Here is a 15,867-nt window from a genome sequence, read left to right as displayed (position 1 = left end):
CCTCATCGCTTAGTATACCAAAAAGAGCTTTACAGCGGCGACAGACGCAACGTGTCCCGGACCTCAATGACGAATGCGTGCCCTGCATCGCCTTGTGACCATTGGCCGCGGACGTCAAACAAATACCACCCTGGCTGATCAGGTACCTTCCACTCGTTTCCATTCTCCAGAAGCTGCTCAATCTGCTTCGTACCGATCCACTGGGTCACTCGTAATGAATTTTCCTCGGGTGGCGCGGTATATGTCACAGACAGAACGGCACCAGGATTTACTTGAAGCGGCTTAGGCTTCATCTCACCAATAATCTCAGGGGGTGCGGCTTTATCAATGCAATGCCCTACATTTTCATACTGCCAACAAGAGGACGTCGGCACTGTCGTAGCTGACTTTCCCTTCCAGGCTATAGTCGGCTCTGGCGGTTGGGCGAGCTCCTGTGATTTGGCTTGATTGAAGAAGCTACTCTGGCAACCTGTTAAAAGTACTGCTGTCAGAAACAGCTGGGCAGCGATTCCTACCTTTTTCATCCAATCACCTCTCTAGTAAGACGAAAAAAAAGCCGGTACGTTTCATCCGACTTCGACATTTTGTGCTATACTATCAGAATTTACAGAAATGAACAGTTGCCAAAGGAGCTGCAAATGATGTCAGATGCCGATGCTCTTCAAAGCCAAATCGTGATTCGACCCTTTCAGCCACAAACCGACTCAATTGAAGACCTGACCCGACTTCTGAATCAATCCTATCAAACGCTTGCCGACATGGGGTTCCAATTCGTGGCTTCCTATCAAGACGCTGCCAGAACTCGCAAAAGGATGCAGAATGGTCACTGTCTCGTCGGTTTGCTGGAAGGAGAGCTGATCGCAACGATTATGTATTACCCACCAGCATTGGCAAAAGGAACGCAGTGGTATGAGCAGTCTCACGTGGCGAAATTCGGTCAATTCGCCGTCAATCCATTGCATCGCAAACGAGGTTTCGGTGACCTACTGATCCGCCGTGTCGAGGAGCTGGCCGTTCAGGATGGAGCAGCCGAGCTGGCGCTTGATACCGCAGAAGGTGCTCATCACCTGATCCGTTATTACTCTGCCAGAGGCTACCGGTTCGTAGATTACGTCCAATGGAACGAGACGAACTACAGAAGCGTGCTGCTGAGCAAAAGTTTGAGCGATCCTTCTGCGGTATTAATGCCGTGACTTGTTTCTTACGATGACTGCCACGTACTGGTCGGGATAGAGAGAGCAGCTGATGTATCCGCAAGATAAGCATCCAGCTGCTCTGCTGGATTTTTTACCGGCTTCCCATGGCATACTTCCAGATGCACTGGGCGCAATTCACGAACAATCTGGCTACTCTTTAACGCCTCTGCCATGTCGGCAGTAAACATCGGCATTGGACGGTGAAGCTTACCCTTTTTCGACGTAAACAGATCTCCGGCTAGCAGCACTTGATCCTGCTCGTGATAATAGACGACATGCCCCGGAGAATGTCCCGGAGTGAGAAAAGGACGCAATCCTCCAATCGCAGCAAGTCCGCCTTCCTCGGTTTCAGCCAGTGGCTGTGCTAAGCCTGCCTGCACGTTTCTTTCTAGCTTCTTGCGTCTTGGGTACAGCTGCTCTCCCTGCATATAGGGAAGCTCGATTCGATGAGCAAATAACGGAACCGGATTCTTCTCCATGATTTTTTGGATAGCGCCTACATGGTCGGAGTGGCCATGCGTAAGTACGATTCGTTTTAAGGGACCAGCACCAAGCTCTTCCACAAATGTAAGAATCCCCTTTGCTATAAAAGGCATACCTGCATCCACAAGCGTCACACCGTCTGCTTCCACAACTACCCATACCCGAAACGGAATCATCAGCCATGAACGAACACTCCAAATATGCTCCGAAATTTGTTCTACTTTCATTTTAAGTCCCCTCCATTGTTCGCATGTTGTGTGATTCCAGCAAGCATCACGTCTATCGTCAGCTCAAAGGTAGATGTCAGTCGATCCAAGATGCCCTCCAGATTTTCCTCGGAATGTGTGTACGTCCCCACAATGCCTTGCAAGGTGTAAAAATAGACGCGTGCATAGGCAAGCGAGTCTTCCGCCTTTCTTTCCTCTGGTAAGCAATTCGTCAATGCCTGCCTGAACAGATCAAACAAGTGTATCCGCAGCTTTTGGAGCTGACTCTCAGAAGTATCCTCGTCAATTCGGGTAGCCTTGGTCATGAAAAATAGTGTATACATCGTACGATTTGCTAGCGCAAAACGAATGAACAGCATGCTGATTCGACGTAAACAGTCTTCAGGAGCCAGCGAGTGGTCCTTCAGCATCCCTTCCATCTGATCCGCCAATCCTTGTAGCGGCCCCTTGGACAGCTGATGCAGCAATGCTTCCTTATCTTTAAAGTAAATGTACAAAGTCGTATGAGAACAGCCTGCAGCCTTGGCGATCTCCCTGATGGATACTGAGTCATAGCCTCTATTGGCAAAAAGCTCACCAGCAGCTGCCAAAATAGCGCGCTTAGTTTCTTCCGATCGCATTTCTTGTTTGGTTGCCATTAGTGTGCACTCCTTAATGCTATTTGCTTCACCTTAATAACCAGTGGTTAGTAACCGATGGTTATAATATAACCACTGGTTATTTTTATGTCAAGGGACTTTTTCCATATGAGTCATTCAGGCTATTCCTAGGCATTTGTCTACATAAAAAACCTCTCTTCGCGACTTGCACGAAAAGAGGTTTTCTCTTGCTTATAGACTAATATTTGCTTACTTCGCAGCTTGTGCAGCAGCGATAGCAGCCTCGTAGTTTGGATGCTCACCAGCAGCAGCCACGTACTCAGCGTGAACTACTTTGTCGTTTGCATCTACAACGAATACTGCACGGGACAGCAGACGGTATTCTTTGATTGCTACGCCGTACGCTGTACCGAAGGACAGGTCTTTGTGGTCAGACACTGTTTTTACTTTATCGATACCAGCAGCACCGCACCAACGGTTTTGTGCGAATGGCAGGTCAACGGAAACAGTCAGGACTGTTACTCCATCCAGTTTCGCAGCTTCTTCGTTGAAACGACGAGTTTGTGCATCGCATACACCTGTGTCGATGGACGGAATTACGGAGATGATGCGCACAGTGCCTTTGGAATCTTGCAGAGTTACAGGAGACAGATCGCCACCTACTACTGTGAAATCAGGAGCAGTATCCCCTACTTTGATTTCAGGACCGAGCAGTGTAACTGGTGCTCCTTTGAATGCAAATGCGCCTTGACGCTCTACAGCTGTTGTCATGATTTCTTCCTCCTCACCAATCAATCATATGTACTTGTTTATCATACCCTATCATTCACTTTTTTTCACTATGCCAATAGTAGAAATTACAGATTCACTTGCACTTTTCCAGAGGTGCTCGCCTCTACTTTGACAATCCTCACTACTTCATGCTCATATTCCCAATCTGTTTTTTGATTGAGCTCATGGCAGCGCATCAAGGCGTGATAAAGAGCAAATACAAAATGGACATTTTTTAATTCATAGTGTGATCCATTTGATTTGGGCAGCGCCGTATTGATGATTTCGATTTGATACGTCGCCTTGGCCCGCCTTTCTTTTACAGAAGCGATATAGCCCATCTGCTTCAGGACAAAACCAAAATCGAATTCTCCCTCATCATCAAAATCAATCGTATCATCAGAAGTAGCCAAATACTCCAGAATGGTGCCCAAATCCAAGAGATCATAGCAGGCTGGCTTTGGCATTGCTAGAACAGAACCATCATTGTTTACAAAGTAAATATGGTCGCGATAATGAAAAATCAGTTCGTCTTCTGGCACTTCATCCGCGTACATCCAGTAGCTCTTTGGAATCAATAAGCGCCAAATCTGAGCTGGAGCTCCATTATTAATTTCCATGGCAGGGACCCTCCTTTTCCCTACCAGTTTTGGCAAAACGGGCAATCCCTATTCAGCCTGCCTCCCAAGCATGAAATAGCGCCAGTTTCCGTGTGCAAGCCTCTTTCCTTCTTCCTTTATATATTGTTCATCTACGTAGCGATAGACGTATACGTTCTCTACCTTTTCGATTTCATCCAAAACTCGTGCTGGCACGATCATTCGTTCGTACTCATTTCGGGGGTCGTTTGCTCCATAAAAGTCCTCCAGCTCATCGAGACCAGTAAGCGCCTTTTCATATACTTGCGTCGAAAGGTAGACGACTGCTCCGATAATATCATCAGCTCCTGCAAGCAAACCCGGATAGCCAGGCGGCAGATGATACAATTCACCTTTGATGACCGCAGGAATAATCCGATGCTCATATGGCCGGATGTATTGCTCGTAATTCCAAAAACCTTCCAAAAGAGAGCCATACACAAAAATTGGAAGCACTGAATTCATTGAATTGCACTCCATTTCGTAAAAAAGGGTGTATTGCGTAGAGAAAATTTTGTATATTTGTACTATATATAAAATTTTTATTAGTCTCGCAGGAGACCAAGGGGGAGAGAATATCATGCTAGGGAAAAAAATCAATCGTTTATTGGTAGCGAACCGTGGAGAGATCGCGATCCGAATCTTTCGTGCCGCTACCGAGCTAGGCATCCGTACCGTAGCTGTGTATTCCGAGCAGGACAACGTTTCTATTCACCGCTTTAAAGCGGACGAGTCCTATCTGGTAGGTGCGGGTAAGGGGCCTATTGAAGCGTATCTGGACATTGACAGCATTATTGAGATTGCCAAACGCAACGACATCGACGCGATTCACCCCGGCTACGGCTTCCTTGCCGAGAATGCCGAATTTGCCAAACGATGCCAGGATGAAGGCATCATCTTCATCGGCCCGTCTCCAGAACTGATTGATAAATTCGGAGACAAGGTAGAAGCAAGACGTCTAGCAATTGAAGCAAACATTCCTGTCATTCCAGGTACGCCTGAGCCGATTGAGACTTTGCAAGAGGCGCTGCTTTTTGCAAAAGAATACGGCTATCCAATCATCATCAAGGGTGTATCCGGTGGCGGCGGCCGAGGCATGCGCATCGTACGCAGTCAAGACGAGCTCCAAGATTCACTTGATCGGGCACGTTCCGAAGCCCGCTCCTCATTTGGTAATGCCAAGGTGTATCTCGAGCGCTACCTGGAGCAACCAAAACATATTGAAGTTCAAATTCTCGGCGACAACCACGGCAACATTGTTCACCTGTTCGAACGTGACTGCTCCGTACAGCGTCGTCACCAAAAAGTGGTTGAGGTCGCACCTAGCCTTTCTCTCGACGACAAGCTGCGCGAGGAGATATGCCAATCCGCACTCACGCTGATGCAAAAGGCTGGTTATTCCAACGCAGGTACAGTTGAATTTTTGCTGACCCCTGACAATCGCTTTTATTTCATTGAGGTGAATCCTCGAATTCAGGTTGAGCATACAATTACGGAGCTCATTACCGGAATCGACATCGTACAAGCCCAAATTCGCGTAGCGGAAGGTCATGCTCTGTCCGATGAGGAAATCGGCATTGCTGATCAAAGCCAGATTCAAATGAGCGGCTTTGCGATTCAGTGCCGTGTAACGACAGAAGACGCTGAAAACAACTTCCTGCCAGATGCTGGTCGTTTGTCAGCATGGCGTTCTGGTGGTGGCTTTGGTGTACGTCTCGATGGCGGAAACGGTTATCCAGGAGCAATCATTACCCCATTTTACGATTCCCTGCTGGTCAAAATCTCTACCTATGGAACGAGCTTTGATCAGGCAGCACGGAAAATGCTCAGAACGCTGCGCGAGTTCCGTATTCGTGGCGTAAAAACTAACCTGCCATTCCTGGAAAATGTGGTCACCCACCCAGATTTCCTAAGCGGCAGCTACGACACTTCGTTTATCGATACCAAGCCTGAATTGTTCATCTTCCCTGGACGCCAGGATCGCGGTACGAAATTACTATCTTACATCGGAAACACCATTGTCAATGGCTATCCTGGACTCGAAAAGCTGGATAAAAAGCCGCATTTTGATTCGCCGCGCATCCCGCGAACACCTTTTGCCCAGCCGTATCCGGACGGAACAAAACAAATTTTGGATAAGCAGGGCGCAGACGGACTCGTTCGCTGGATTCAGGAGCAAAAGCAGGTACTCGTTACCGATACGACCTTCCGCGATGCGCATCAGTCTTTGTTCGCCACTCGTGTACGGACCTATGATCTCGCTTCCGTAGCAGAAGCGACGGGCAAGCTCGGAGCTGGACTCTTCTCACTGGAAATGTGGGGCGGTGCTACGTTCGATACTACGATGCGTTTTTTGCAGGAGTCGCCATGGGAGAGATTGCAGATTTTGCGTGAGCGTATCCCGAATGTGCTGTTCCAAATGCTACTCCGCGGAGCAAACGGCGTAGGCTACACCAACTACCCGGATAACGTCATCCACTCGTTCGTCAAAGCTTCTGCAGAAAATGGCGTAGACGTGTTCCGCATTTTCGATAGCTTGAACTGGTTGCCAGGCATGCAAACTGCAATCGAAGCCGTGCGCAACAATGGCAAAGTAGCGGAAGCAGCTATCTGCTATACTGGCGATATTCTCGATCCTTCGAAAACCAAATATACGCTTTCCTACTATGTTGATCTGGCCAAGGAATTGGAGAAGGCGGGCGCGCACATCCTCGCAATCAAGGATATGGCTGGTCTGCTCAAGCCTTATGCTGCCTACGAGCTAATCAACGCGCTGAAACAAGAGATCGAAATTCCGATTCATCTGCATACGCATGATACTTCCGGAAACGGCGCAGCTATGCTGCTTAAAGCAATTGAAGCCGGCGTAGATATCGTCGATGCATGCGTCAGCTCCATGTCCGGTCTGACATCCCAGCCAAGCCTGAACGGTCTGATCGCGAGTTTGGCTCATACTGAGCGTGATACGGGACTGTCTCTCGAATCGTTTAACAAACTGTCCGACTACTGGGAAGATGTGCGTCCTTACTACCAAGGCTTTGAAAGCGGCATGAAAGCAAGCAACACAGAAGTGTATGTACATGAAATGCCGGGCGGCCAATACACCAACCTGGAGCAGCAAGCCAAAGCTGTCGGGCTGGAAGGCCGTTGGGATGAAGTGAAACACATGTATGCTGTCGTTAACCAAATGTGTGGGGACATTGTAAAAGTAACCCCTTCTTCAAAAGTAGTGGGTGACCTCGCCCTGTTTATGGTGCAAAACAACCTGAACGAAGAAAACATTTGGGAAAAAGGCACACGCCTCGACTTCCCTGACTCTGTCATTCAGTTCTTCCAAGGTTATTTGGGCCAACCACCTGGTGGCTTCCCTAAAAAGCTGCAGGAGCTCGTGTTAAAAGGAAGAGACGCCTTTACAGCACGACCAGGTGAATTGCTCTCTCCTGTCGATTTTAACCAGGTCGCTTCTGAATTGGAGGAAAAAATCGGGCGTGCACCGAGTGAGCTGGATGTGCTTTCTTACATTATGTATCCACAGGTGTACCTGCAGTTTGAGCAACGCATGAAGGAATACGGTGATCTCTCTGTTTTGAACACGTCCACGTTCTTCTATGGACTACGTGCCGGAGAAGAGACAGCCATTACCATTGAACGCGGAAAAACGCTCATCATCAAGCTTGTAGCTATTGGCGAGCTGCATCCTGATGGCCGTCGCATCATTTACTTTGAGCTGAACGGACAGCCACGCGAGCTTTTTGTCCGAGATCAGTCAGCGAAAGTATCGGAGCTCGTTAGACGCAAAGCAGATTCGCAAAACTCTGCCCACCTCGGAGCATCGATGCCAGGAAAGGTTCTCAAAGTACTCGTCTCAGAAGGCGACAAGGTACGAAAAGGCGAGCACCTGCTGGTAAGTGAAGCGATGAAGATGGAAACCACCATTCAGGCTCCGATGGACGGAAAAATCAAAGCCGTGTATGTCAAAGCAGGAGAAGCGATTGAAACTGGCGACCTGCTCATTGAAATGGAATAAACATCGTTTATAATGGAAGGTAGTTCAATCATTACGCTACTTGTTCGCAGGTGAGGTGATCATCATGAAAGTGAACCGTGTCAGTTATGTCCCATACAGCCAACGGGTAGGCCGTTATCAGTTTCAAATGGTTCAGGCAAAGCTGAATACACCGGTAGACCCGATTTCTGCTTACAACCTGCTGCCCTATTACACCCGCCAGCAGCAATGGATGACAGAGCTGTCCGATTCGCTGTCGCACCTGTACCGTTATTCCGCCTTACTGGACCAGACTGCCAAAGAGTTTGATGCCAAGCGCCCACACAGCTCGATCAACAGGCGTCTGGCGATCAGCTCACAGCCTAATTTGGCTACTGCAACAGTCAATGCGGAGGCCGCGCCTGCTACCTATCGCATAGATGTTATTCGCTTGGCAAATGGACAAACCAATGCTGGTCGTTTGCTGGAGAAGACTTCACCTACCTCGGTGCGAGAAGGATTTCAGCAGTTTTCTCTGCTAACAGGTGAAAAAGAGGAGCTGCTTTCCTTTTTCTCTGTTGCTAGTGATACGTCCGAACAGAGCCTAGCGCGGATGAAGGAAGCGCTGGATCAAAACCAATCAGGACTGACGACTCGGATTGAAACCTCCGGGAGCATGCAGTCGCTGGTCATCACCAGCACCAAAACGGGGGCCGCACAAGCTTTTACACTCCGTGATCTGTCTGGCAACAGTGTTAGCGCACTCGGAATCGATCATATCGTGACACATGCCGCAGATGCCACCTATTACGTAAATGGCAAAGTGCAAACATCAGCAACGAACCAACTCATGCTAGAAAGTGATAATCTTGTTGTTACTCTCCATAATGCCGGGACAGAGCCGATCATTCTTACCGTGAAGCCGGACTTGGAGCGCTTGCTCCAGCATACCCGTAAGCTCGTAGATCGTTTTAACAGCATGCATCATTTCTTGGAACGGAACGAAGAAACTCTGGCAATGCAAAAGCTTCCTACCTTCGAGAGGATTGCAAAAGCCGCTGACGATGTATTGAACCGTTTTGGGATCAGTTCGCTGCCAACTGGAGAACTTGTGTTGGATGAACAAAAATGGGTGACTTCTGTTCAAGAGGGCTACACCGATTTTAAAGAGGCCATGCAAGGGTTGTCCCTCCAATTCCGTGAACAAGTCCTGGAGCTCCAAAGCAAGCCATTCGGTAGCTTTTCCAGGTATTACGATGAGGCCATCGGTTCCCATCCGTATACGATTGCTACGATCTCCAGCATGCAATATTTGCACGTGGCGAAAACCGGCTTGTTTTTGAATGTATTGTGGTAAAAAAACAGGTATGCCTGTAAGCAACATAGGCATACCTGTTTTGCTTTTTACTTATCCCCGTTCCATCAGTTCTTCCAGATCATGATCGTCCGTTTTGGCGATAATGGTGGTGTTTTGAATCTGCGGCTCCTCATGCTTTCCAAACATGCCCTGCATCTTCTCCACAAACTGCGGTACAGAATCCAAAATCCGATCATACAGATGCGTAGTATTTTCAAGAGGAATGGAACGAATTCCTTGCTTCCCAACAACCAGAAAGGCTACAGGAGTAATCGAAACACCGCCACCACTACCCCCACCAAATGGATAGCCAATCGTTCCTTGGTGATGGTGCTCATATTGAAACTCGCTTCCCCCTGCCGCAAAGCCAAAGCCAACCTTGGATATAGGAAGAATAACGCTGCCATCTGGAGTCTCAACCGGATCTCCAATGATTGTATTCACATCGACCATCTGTTTCAGATTTTCCATTGCTGTCCGCATTAATCCTTGAATCGGGTGGTCTGCCATGTATGCTCCTCCTTTCACTCATGCTCATCTATTAACATACCCACAACAAATTCAGAGCATGTACAGGCAAGCATTTTTTCCAGAAGAGCCTACATGCGCATTCAAGCTTCGGATGTTCTCGTTTGCCATTTGTGCTCCCTCGTTTTTCTGAGGCGCAGTCCCATTCTCAGCATCGTAATGAGCAGATACCCGAGGTAAAAATGGAGCACACATTGAAAGCGCGTTTGGATCAATGCCTGATTCCAGACGGGCTGCACACTCATACGAGGCATGGCATGTAGGGAAATCGTATGCGATAGGACTCCAATGATCATCGTCTTTACTCCCCAGATGATACCAGTCAAAGCCCCTGTTTCTGCAGCTTGTCCTGTTCCCATTTGCGTATGCCACTCCAAATACGAACAGCGAATATGCTTGGAGAACTGATTAAATAAAGGCTGTAAATCACGTACTTTTTTTAGTACATCGCGGTAGTTGTGATACCACTTTTTTGCTTGTCTGCGCGTAAAATCGCGGACGGTATCTCTTACTTTATTTCCACCCTGTATCGTTTCCACCTTGGCTACTACCTGTGGTCCGCCCTTTGTCTGCTTCAAAAACAAAATGGGGATGTCATATTTTCTATGGAACAGCCCAAACCAGACAGACAGTTCAAATACAAGCTGATCATTTTCTCCCGCTCGATCGTAATACAGTGTTATTTTTACCGGCGTGATCAACAATATGATCACCAAAACGATACATGCTATTAGCAACCAGATCCACAAAAAAATCCCACCCCTTCCACGTTAGTATGAGTGGAAAGAGTAGGAAATATGTTTATCACTTATCTTAATCAAGCAAAAAGACTTGGACTCCTTTTTTCAGCCCGTAATTTTGTGCCTCATTTACAGTAGGCAAATAGAGATCGATGTGATTGTTTTTGACAGCTCCACCGATATCAGCTGCTACTGCATATCCGTAGCCTTCGATGTACAGATGACTCCCCAAAGGAATGACCTTTGGATCCACTGCAACAACACCTTCTCTGAGCGGATATTCCAGATAGGACAAAATTTTATCATCGGGATAACTGTACGCAGTCGTCTGCACAGTCATCGTCTGCTTAAAAGCAGTTCCGTTTGCCAATGTCTTTTGCTCGCTCGTTTTTCCTGTTAAAAGATGAAAGGCTGCATAGGTCGCCGCTTCAGCCCGTGTCATCTGTTTTTGCGGCTGCAAGCTGCCATCCGCATAAGCATTCATCAGCCCATTCTGGAGTGCATAAACGTATGGGCGCTGATACACTTCCTGTACGCGCTCCCCATCAGGGTACTTAGCCAAGGCTTGGATCGTCGTTGACCATTTCAGCTGATTGACGACTCCACTATCCCCCGCAGAGCGAACGAGCATAGATACGAGCTCCTCCCTTTGAACGGGGTCGTTTGGATGTAAGTAAAGGTCCTTCCCCTGCTTTTGTCCATGAACGATGCCTAAACGGTAAGCAATTTCAGCATATGGCGTCATCCAGCTATCTGCAGGTATGTCTTTAAATGACGACTGATTTGTTTGCACTGGCTCAATTCCCTTTGCCTTCACAAACATCGTCAACAGCTCTATGCGTGTCACAGCTTCATCTGGTCGAAAATCTTCAGATGGACCTACTGCACCCGCTATGTAACATTTCTCAATTTCTTTTTCGGCCCAATGTCCTGCAATATCAGCATAAGGTGTTGCGGTATTCGTGTTTGTCTCCGCCTCTACGGCTGGTGTCCCTACAAGCGTCAGGACGACCAGAGAGGCCAGGATCAGCATCTTCTTCATCATCAACCTCCGTTGTCATCGGTTTGTAACCTTTTTTCCATTTTACCGAACCACTTTCAGAAAACAATGCACAATTCTTCCCAATGCTTGGTTGATCAAATAAAAAACCCCTGAACCACAGCGTTAAGCCAGATTCAAGGGAGTCGATTTTCATTTTCTGTTATCGAGCGAAGATATGCTTACCGATACGCTTGATTTGCGGGCGTGACCAGATCCAGCTAGAAGTTGCGGTATCCGGGTTGAAGTAGTAGAGAGCACCATTGGTTGGGTCCCATCCGCGTACAGCTTCCCATGCTGCCTTGTAAGCTGATTTGTTAGGAGTCAACCAGAATTGCCCATCATCAATAGCGGTAAACGCGTACGGTTCAAAAATCACGCCACTCAGTGTGTTCGGAAAAGTTTCCGATTGCACGCGATTCATTGCAACTGCCGCAACCGCTACCTGTCCCTCAAATGCCTCTCCACGCGCTTCTGAGTATACGAGCTGCGCGAGCATTTGCATTTCCGAACGATTCACAGAAACTTTCTTTAGCTTGCTCCACGTCTGATTCCCTGCTATCCCATCAACAGTCAATCCATATGCTTTCTGAAACTTTCTGACGGCCTGATAAGTGTTTCCTCCATAGCTGCCATCCAAGCTGTCTTGATAGAATCCTAGGATTTGCAACCGATATTGTAGATCCCATACATCGCCATTCTCGCTTCCCCTTTGCAGTAAAGGAGCTGCGAGTGAATTCGTCGGCAGTACAAATGCTATGGTCAAAATGGCCATCAGTAGGGTCGTCAGCGTTTTTTTATGGAACCACATGAACATCCCCTCCTCAAGCACCCATTCTACAAGTTGGTGAAAGCAGGTTCAATTCAATGTTATTGGTAGTACAGGCAAGAAATAGCGATACTCAATCCTGGATTATCCTTTTGGCTTGAAAATGAGCGCCATGATGAAACCAAACACGATGGCAGCAGAAATCCCTGCACTTGTCACCTCAAAAATCCCGGTAACAATACCAATAACTCCATTCTGCTCGGCTTCGGCCATGGCTCCATGCACGAGTGCGTTTCCAAAGCTGGTAATGGGAACAGTCGCTCCAGCCCCGGCAAAATCGATCAACGGCTCATACACCCCAATGCCATCCAGAACAGCTCCGGCGACAACAAGTGACGACATGGTATGCGCAGGTGTCAGCTTTACTACATCCATGAGAAATTGCCCAATCAGACAAATAATTCCTCCGACTAAAAACGCCCATAAAAACGTCATGATGTCACCTCCAAGCTACTCTGCTTCAATGGCTACGGCATGAGCAATGCAAGGAATACTCTCTCCTTGCTGATAAGAGATAGGTGATAACAATGCACCTGTCGCTACCACCAAGATCCGTTTCCACTCGCCAGCCTGCAAACGGTTCAATAAGTGGCCATAGGTGACCGTTGCAACGCAGCCACAGCCGCTACCGCCTGACCAAACATTGGGATTTTCACCATAAATGAGCTTGCCGCAATCGTTATACCTCTCGAGTGGAACATGCACATTATGCTTGGGAAGCAGCTCAGACAAAATGGAATGTCCCGTTCTTCCGAGGTCCCCGGTAACTACCAAGTCATAATGATCGTGAGCGAGTCCTAAGTCCCGGAAATGCGTTTCAATGGTCGAAAGGGCAGCCGGTGCCATCGCAGCTCCCATGTTAAATGGATCTGTCATTCCCATGTCCACCACATGACCGATGGTAGCTGATTGAATACGCAGCCCTGTTCCCTGATTAGCTACGACGGCTGCACCTGCCCCCGTCACTGTCCATTGTGCCGTTGGCGGCTTCTGTGAGCCGTACTCGGTTGGATACCGATACTGCTTCTCTGCAGCTCCATTATGACTTCCAGTTGCTGCGACTACGTAATCGGCCGCTTTGCTGTCTACCATAAGCGCTGCCAACGCCAACCCTTCCATCGCAGTAGAGCAAGCACCGAACAGACCTAGAAAAGGAATGGAGAGCGTACGCGCCGAAAAGCTGGCTGAAATAATCTGGTTCATCAAATCGCCGGCTAAAAGGAAGTCGATCTTTTCTTTTTGTACGCCAGCCTTCTCGATTGCCTTGGTGCACGCTTCCTCCATTAGCACTCTTTCTGCCTTCTCCCAGCTGTCTTGGCCGAGCATCAAATCCCCATGCAGTGTATCAAAATCCTCTGCCAACGGTCCCTTGGCCTCGAACGGCCCACCAATCGCCGCCCTACCGACTATGACTGGCCTTGTGGCAAAGACCCAAGACTGATGACCCTGGCGCATCGCTTATCCTCCCATCAGGAACAACGTTTTTATCAACCCGATGACGAATGCTGCCGCGACCCCGAAAACGATAACTGAGCCCGCTAATTTGAACATGTTCCCGCCAACCCCGAGAACATATCCCTCACTCCGGTGCTCAATGGCGGCTGAGGCAATCGAGTTTGCAAATCCGGTTACTGGGACACTTGTTCCTGCGCCCGCCCATTGTGCAATACGATCATACAACCCGAATCCGGTTAAAAGAGCGGAGATGAGAATTAATACGGCTACTGTCGGATTGCCTGCTGTCTTCTCCGTGAAGTCAAAGTATTGGATGAACAGCTCCTGTATCCCTTGCCCGATGAAACAAATGACACCCCCTACTAAAAACGCACGAATGAAATTGCGCAGAAGCGGTCTAGGCGGTTCATGTCCTTTTGCTAGCTGCTGGTATTCCTGCTGCACGGGTGTCAATTTTTTCTTTTTCTGGTCGGCCAACTTCTCTTCACTCCTTGGTTACCGTATCAGAAACGGCTTTACTTGATCGATTACGTCTTGCAGCTCTTCCGAATCTCGTTGGTAACACAGCTTCATTCGTTCATTTTTTGTATCCAAAGCGAACAGCTCCAGATCCGCCTGACATTTTTTCAAAGTGGCAAAGGTTTGCTTCATCGCTTGCGCCTGTGGCACCTTAATTTTGTCGTCATACAGATCCAGGTACAGCTCTCCACCTTTGTCTACCTGAGCAAGAAAAACATTTTCAAGAGCCACTCCTGCTTTTTGCAGCTCGGTTCTCACCCACCTGCGATTAAGACCTGCTGTCGCCAACGGCTCGTCCATAATGACGCCATCCATGATGATTACTTGTCCCTCTTCCACGGGGGCTACGGACCATTCCATAAGCTTGGGAGTAATGGGCTGATTCTGTGACTTGAGCAGGACACTGATTTCACCGCTTGTTTCCATGAGGGCAAATTCTACGTCGGCTATTTTATACACGTTTTTGATTCGCAGCTGCTCCATTAAATATTCCGCCGTCAAACGTTCCTTTTTCAGGTTGTCTTCTAAAATTTTTCCTTCCTTGATGAGGACCGTTGATTTGCCTTCGAAAAAATCACGAAGTTTTTTGCTTTTGAGAGAAAGCCATTCCATTACAACCGGAAAGAGTGCAAAAATACCCATCGCGATCAAGCTGTGATAAGCTGGGCCGTCCATTTCCGTTGCCATGAAAGCAGCAATGGAACCAATCGTGATACCGACGATATACTCGATGTATGTAAGTTGCTTGATCTGTCTTTTTCCAATGATTTTCGTGAGGATAAATAAATACACCAAAGCGCCAATTGTTCGTAGTGCTATGTTCAGCCAGTCAGGCATAATCCACCTCCATCAGCCATGAGGAAAAGCGAGAAGAGAGGGGAGACCCTCTCCCCCTTTTGCCATTCCCTAGAATCCTTTGTACTGCGGCTCTTCGTTTTCCAGCTCTGTTACCCGTTGTTGCAGGTTGTTTACAATCGTCTGGGTTTGTTCCGCCGCTTGTGTGTACAGTTGCTTCGCTTGCTGGTTTTGCGTGCTAAGCGCAAATGTCTCCAGGTCAGCTTGTGCACCTTTCAAGCTGGCAAGAGCTTGCTTCACTTGTGCTGATACGGTCATGTCCCTTCACCTCCTGACACATATAGATTCGTACCGTTGACCGTAATTTATTCTTGTTTGTTTACAAAGTTTTCTTGTAAAATTTTACCATATTCATTCATGAACAAAAGGAAAGACACCCGCAGGTGCCTTTCCTCATCCAGCGTATTCAATTAGCCACGTCCAGCCAATTGTTGTTCAGCGAAGGAGACAAGACGTTTTGTGATCTCTCCTCCAACAGAACCGTTTTGACGGGAAGTAGTGTCAGGGCCAAGCTGAACGCCGAATTCAGAAGCGATTTCGTATTTCAGTTGGTCCAGCGCTTGGTTAGCTTGAGGTACCAAAAGGTTGTTGCTGGAACCGTTGTTGTTGTTAGCCATCTCTATCACCTCCTCGTCGTTGGTAAGTT

At 48.0% G+C, this 15,867-nt stretch carries 19 protein-coding genes; 3 read left to right on the top strand and 16 right to left on the bottom strand.

The window, feature by feature from the left end:
• Positions 1 to 29: 29 nt before the first annotated feature.
• The gene (locus C3B52_RS29635) at positions 30 to 524 is read right to left on the bottom strand and encodes a hypothetical protein (protein WP_103109951.1); all 495 of its coding nucleotides are present in this window, start codon (positions 522 to 524) and stop codon (positions 30 to 32) included.
• 117 nt (positions 525 to 641) lie between these two features.
• On the opposite strand from C3B52_RS29635, the gene C3B52_RS29630 reads away from it, so the two are divergent.
• Positions 642 to 1,193 (top strand): GNAT family N-acetyltransferase, encoded by a 552-nt coding sequence (locus C3B52_RS29630; protein ID WP_235615900.1) that lies wholly within the window; start codon positions 642 to 644, stop codon positions 1,191 to 1,193.
• 8 nt (positions 1,194 to 1,201) lie between these two features.
• Here C3B52_RS29630 and C3B52_RS29625 read toward each other — a convergent pair whose 3' ends face one another.
• The 5 genes from C3B52_RS29625 to C3B52_RS29605 all read right to left on the bottom strand — a co-directional run bounded on the left by C3B52_RS29625 (position 1,202) and on the right by C3B52_RS29605 (position 4,379).
• Complete coding sequence (locus tag C3B52_RS29625; protein WP_103109949.1) at positions 1,202 to 1,906, bottom strand: MBL fold metallo-hydrolase; 705 nt, start codon at positions 1,904 to 1,906, stop codon at positions 1,202 to 1,204.
• On the bottom strand, positions 1,903 to 2,544 hold the full coding sequence (locus C3B52_RS29620) for a TetR/AcrR family transcriptional regulator (RefSeq protein ID WP_103109948.1): 642 nt from the start codon (positions 2,542 to 2,544) through the stop codon (positions 1,903 to 1,905). The genes C3B52_RS29625 and C3B52_RS29620 overlap by 4 nt, the downstream gene beginning before the upstream one ends.
• A 210-nt stretch (positions 2,545 to 2,754) precedes the next feature.
• Positions 2,755 to 3,276 (bottom strand): thiol peroxidase, encoded by a 522-nt coding sequence (gene tpx / locus C3B52_RS29615; RefSeq protein WP_103109947.1) that lies wholly within the window; start codon positions 3,274 to 3,276, stop codon positions 2,755 to 2,757.
• An 86-nt stretch (positions 3,277 to 3,362) separates the two neighbouring features.
• Complete coding sequence (locus tag C3B52_RS29610) at positions 3,363 to 3,896, bottom strand: hypothetical protein (protein WP_103109946.1); 534 nt, start codon at positions 3,894 to 3,896, stop codon at positions 3,363 to 3,365.
• A 48-nt stretch (positions 3,897 to 3,944) separates the two neighbouring features.
• Positions 3,945 to 4,379 carry a gamma-glutamylcyclotransferase family protein gene (locus C3B52_RS29605; RefSeq protein WP_103109945.1) on the bottom strand — a complete coding sequence of 145 codons (435 nt, stop codon included), beginning with the start codon at positions 4,377 to 4,379 and terminating at the stop codon, positions 3,945 to 3,947.
• 115 nt (positions 4,380 to 4,494) lie between these two features.
• Between C3B52_RS29605 and pyc the strand changes: the two genes are divergently transcribed.
• On the top strand, positions 4,495 to 7,941 hold the full coding sequence (pyc, locus tag C3B52_RS29600; RefSeq protein WP_103109944.1) for a pyruvate carboxylase: 3,447 nt from the start codon (positions 4,495 to 4,497) through the stop codon (positions 7,939 to 7,941).
• Positions 7,942 to 8,005: 64 nt separating this feature from the next.
• Positions 8,006 to 9,256, top strand: a complete 1,251-nt coding sequence (locus C3B52_RS29595; RefSeq protein WP_103109943.1) for a flagellar cap protein FliD N-terminal domain-containing protein — start codon at positions 8,006 to 8,008, stop codon at positions 9,254 to 9,256.
• A gap of 51 nt (positions 9,257 to 9,307) precedes the next feature.
• On the opposite strand, the gene ytfJ is transcribed toward C3B52_RS29595, so the two are convergent.
• The 10 genes from ytfJ to C3B52_RS29545 form a co-directional block, all read right to left on the bottom strand.
• The gene (ytfJ, locus tag C3B52_RS29590) at positions 9,308 to 9,766 is read right to left on the bottom strand and encodes a GerW family sporulation protein (RefSeq protein WP_103109942.1); all 459 of its coding nucleotides are present in this window, start codon (positions 9,764 to 9,766) and stop codon (positions 9,308 to 9,310) included.
• A gap of 101 nt (positions 9,767 to 9,867) precedes the next feature.
• Complete coding sequence (locus tag C3B52_RS29585) at positions 9,868 to 10,521, bottom strand: DUF2953 domain-containing protein (RefSeq protein ID WP_235615899.1); 654 nt, start codon at positions 10,519 to 10,521, stop codon at positions 9,868 to 9,870.
• Between the two features lie 76 nt (positions 10,522 to 10,597).
• The gene (locus C3B52_RS29580; protein ID WP_103109940.1) at positions 10,598 to 11,566 is read right to left on the bottom strand and encodes an S-layer homology domain-containing protein; all 969 of its coding nucleotides are present in this window, start codon (positions 11,564 to 11,566) and stop codon (positions 10,598 to 10,600) included.
• A gap of 160 nt (positions 11,567 to 11,726) precedes the next feature.
• Positions 11,727 to 12,374: a spore cortex-lytic enzyme gene (sleB, locus tag C3B52_RS29575; protein WP_103109939.1), complete on the bottom strand. Its 648-nt coding sequence runs from the start codon at positions 12,372 to 12,374 to the stop codon at positions 11,727 to 11,729.
• A gap of 102 nt (positions 12,375 to 12,476) precedes the next feature.
• Positions 12,477 to 12,827, bottom strand: coding sequence for a stage V sporulation protein AE (gene spoVAE, locus C3B52_RS29570; protein ID WP_103109938.1), 351 nt, complete (start codon positions 12,825 to 12,827; stop codon positions 12,477 to 12,479).
• Between the two features lie 15 nt (positions 12,828 to 12,842).
• The gene (gene spoVAD / locus C3B52_RS29565; RefSeq protein ID WP_103109937.1) at positions 12,843 to 13,847 is read right to left on the bottom strand and encodes a stage V sporulation protein AD; all 1,005 of its coding nucleotides are present in this window, start codon (positions 13,845 to 13,847) and stop codon (positions 12,843 to 12,845) included.
• A 3-nt stretch (positions 13,848 to 13,850) separates the two neighbouring features.
• On the bottom strand, positions 13,851 to 14,324 hold the full coding sequence (spoVAC, locus tag C3B52_RS29560) for a stage V sporulation protein AC (protein WP_103109936.1): 474 nt from the start codon (positions 14,322 to 14,324) through the stop codon (positions 13,851 to 13,853).
• Positions 14,325 to 14,342: 18 nt separating this feature from the next.
• Entirely contained in the window at positions 14,343 to 15,203 is an 861-nt protein-coding gene (locus C3B52_RS29555; RefSeq protein ID WP_103109935.1) for a DUF421 domain-containing protein, read from the bottom strand.
• 69 nt (positions 15,204 to 15,272) lie between these two features.
• The gene (locus tag C3B52_RS29550) at positions 15,273 to 15,479 is read right to left on the bottom strand and encodes a DUF1657 domain-containing protein (protein WP_049738220.1); all 207 of its coding nucleotides are present in this window, start codon (positions 15,477 to 15,479) and stop codon (positions 15,273 to 15,275) included.
• Positions 15,480 to 15,631: 152 nt separating this feature from the next.
• The gene (locus C3B52_RS29545; protein ID WP_103109934.1) at positions 15,632 to 15,838 is read right to left on the bottom strand and encodes an alpha/beta-type small acid-soluble spore protein; all 207 of its coding nucleotides are present in this window, start codon (positions 15,836 to 15,838) and stop codon (positions 15,632 to 15,634) included.
• Between the last annotated feature and the right edge of the window lie 29 nt (positions 15,839 to 15,867).

Source organism: Brevibacillus reuszeri, assembly GCF_002897295.1.
In the GTDB taxonomy this organism is placed as follows: Bacteria; Bacillota; Bacilli; order Brevibacillales; family Brevibacillaceae; genus Brevibacillus; species Brevibacillus reuszeri_A.
Note: the sequence above shows the minus strand (reverse complement) of the source record. Positions and strands in the feature narration are given on the sequence as shown.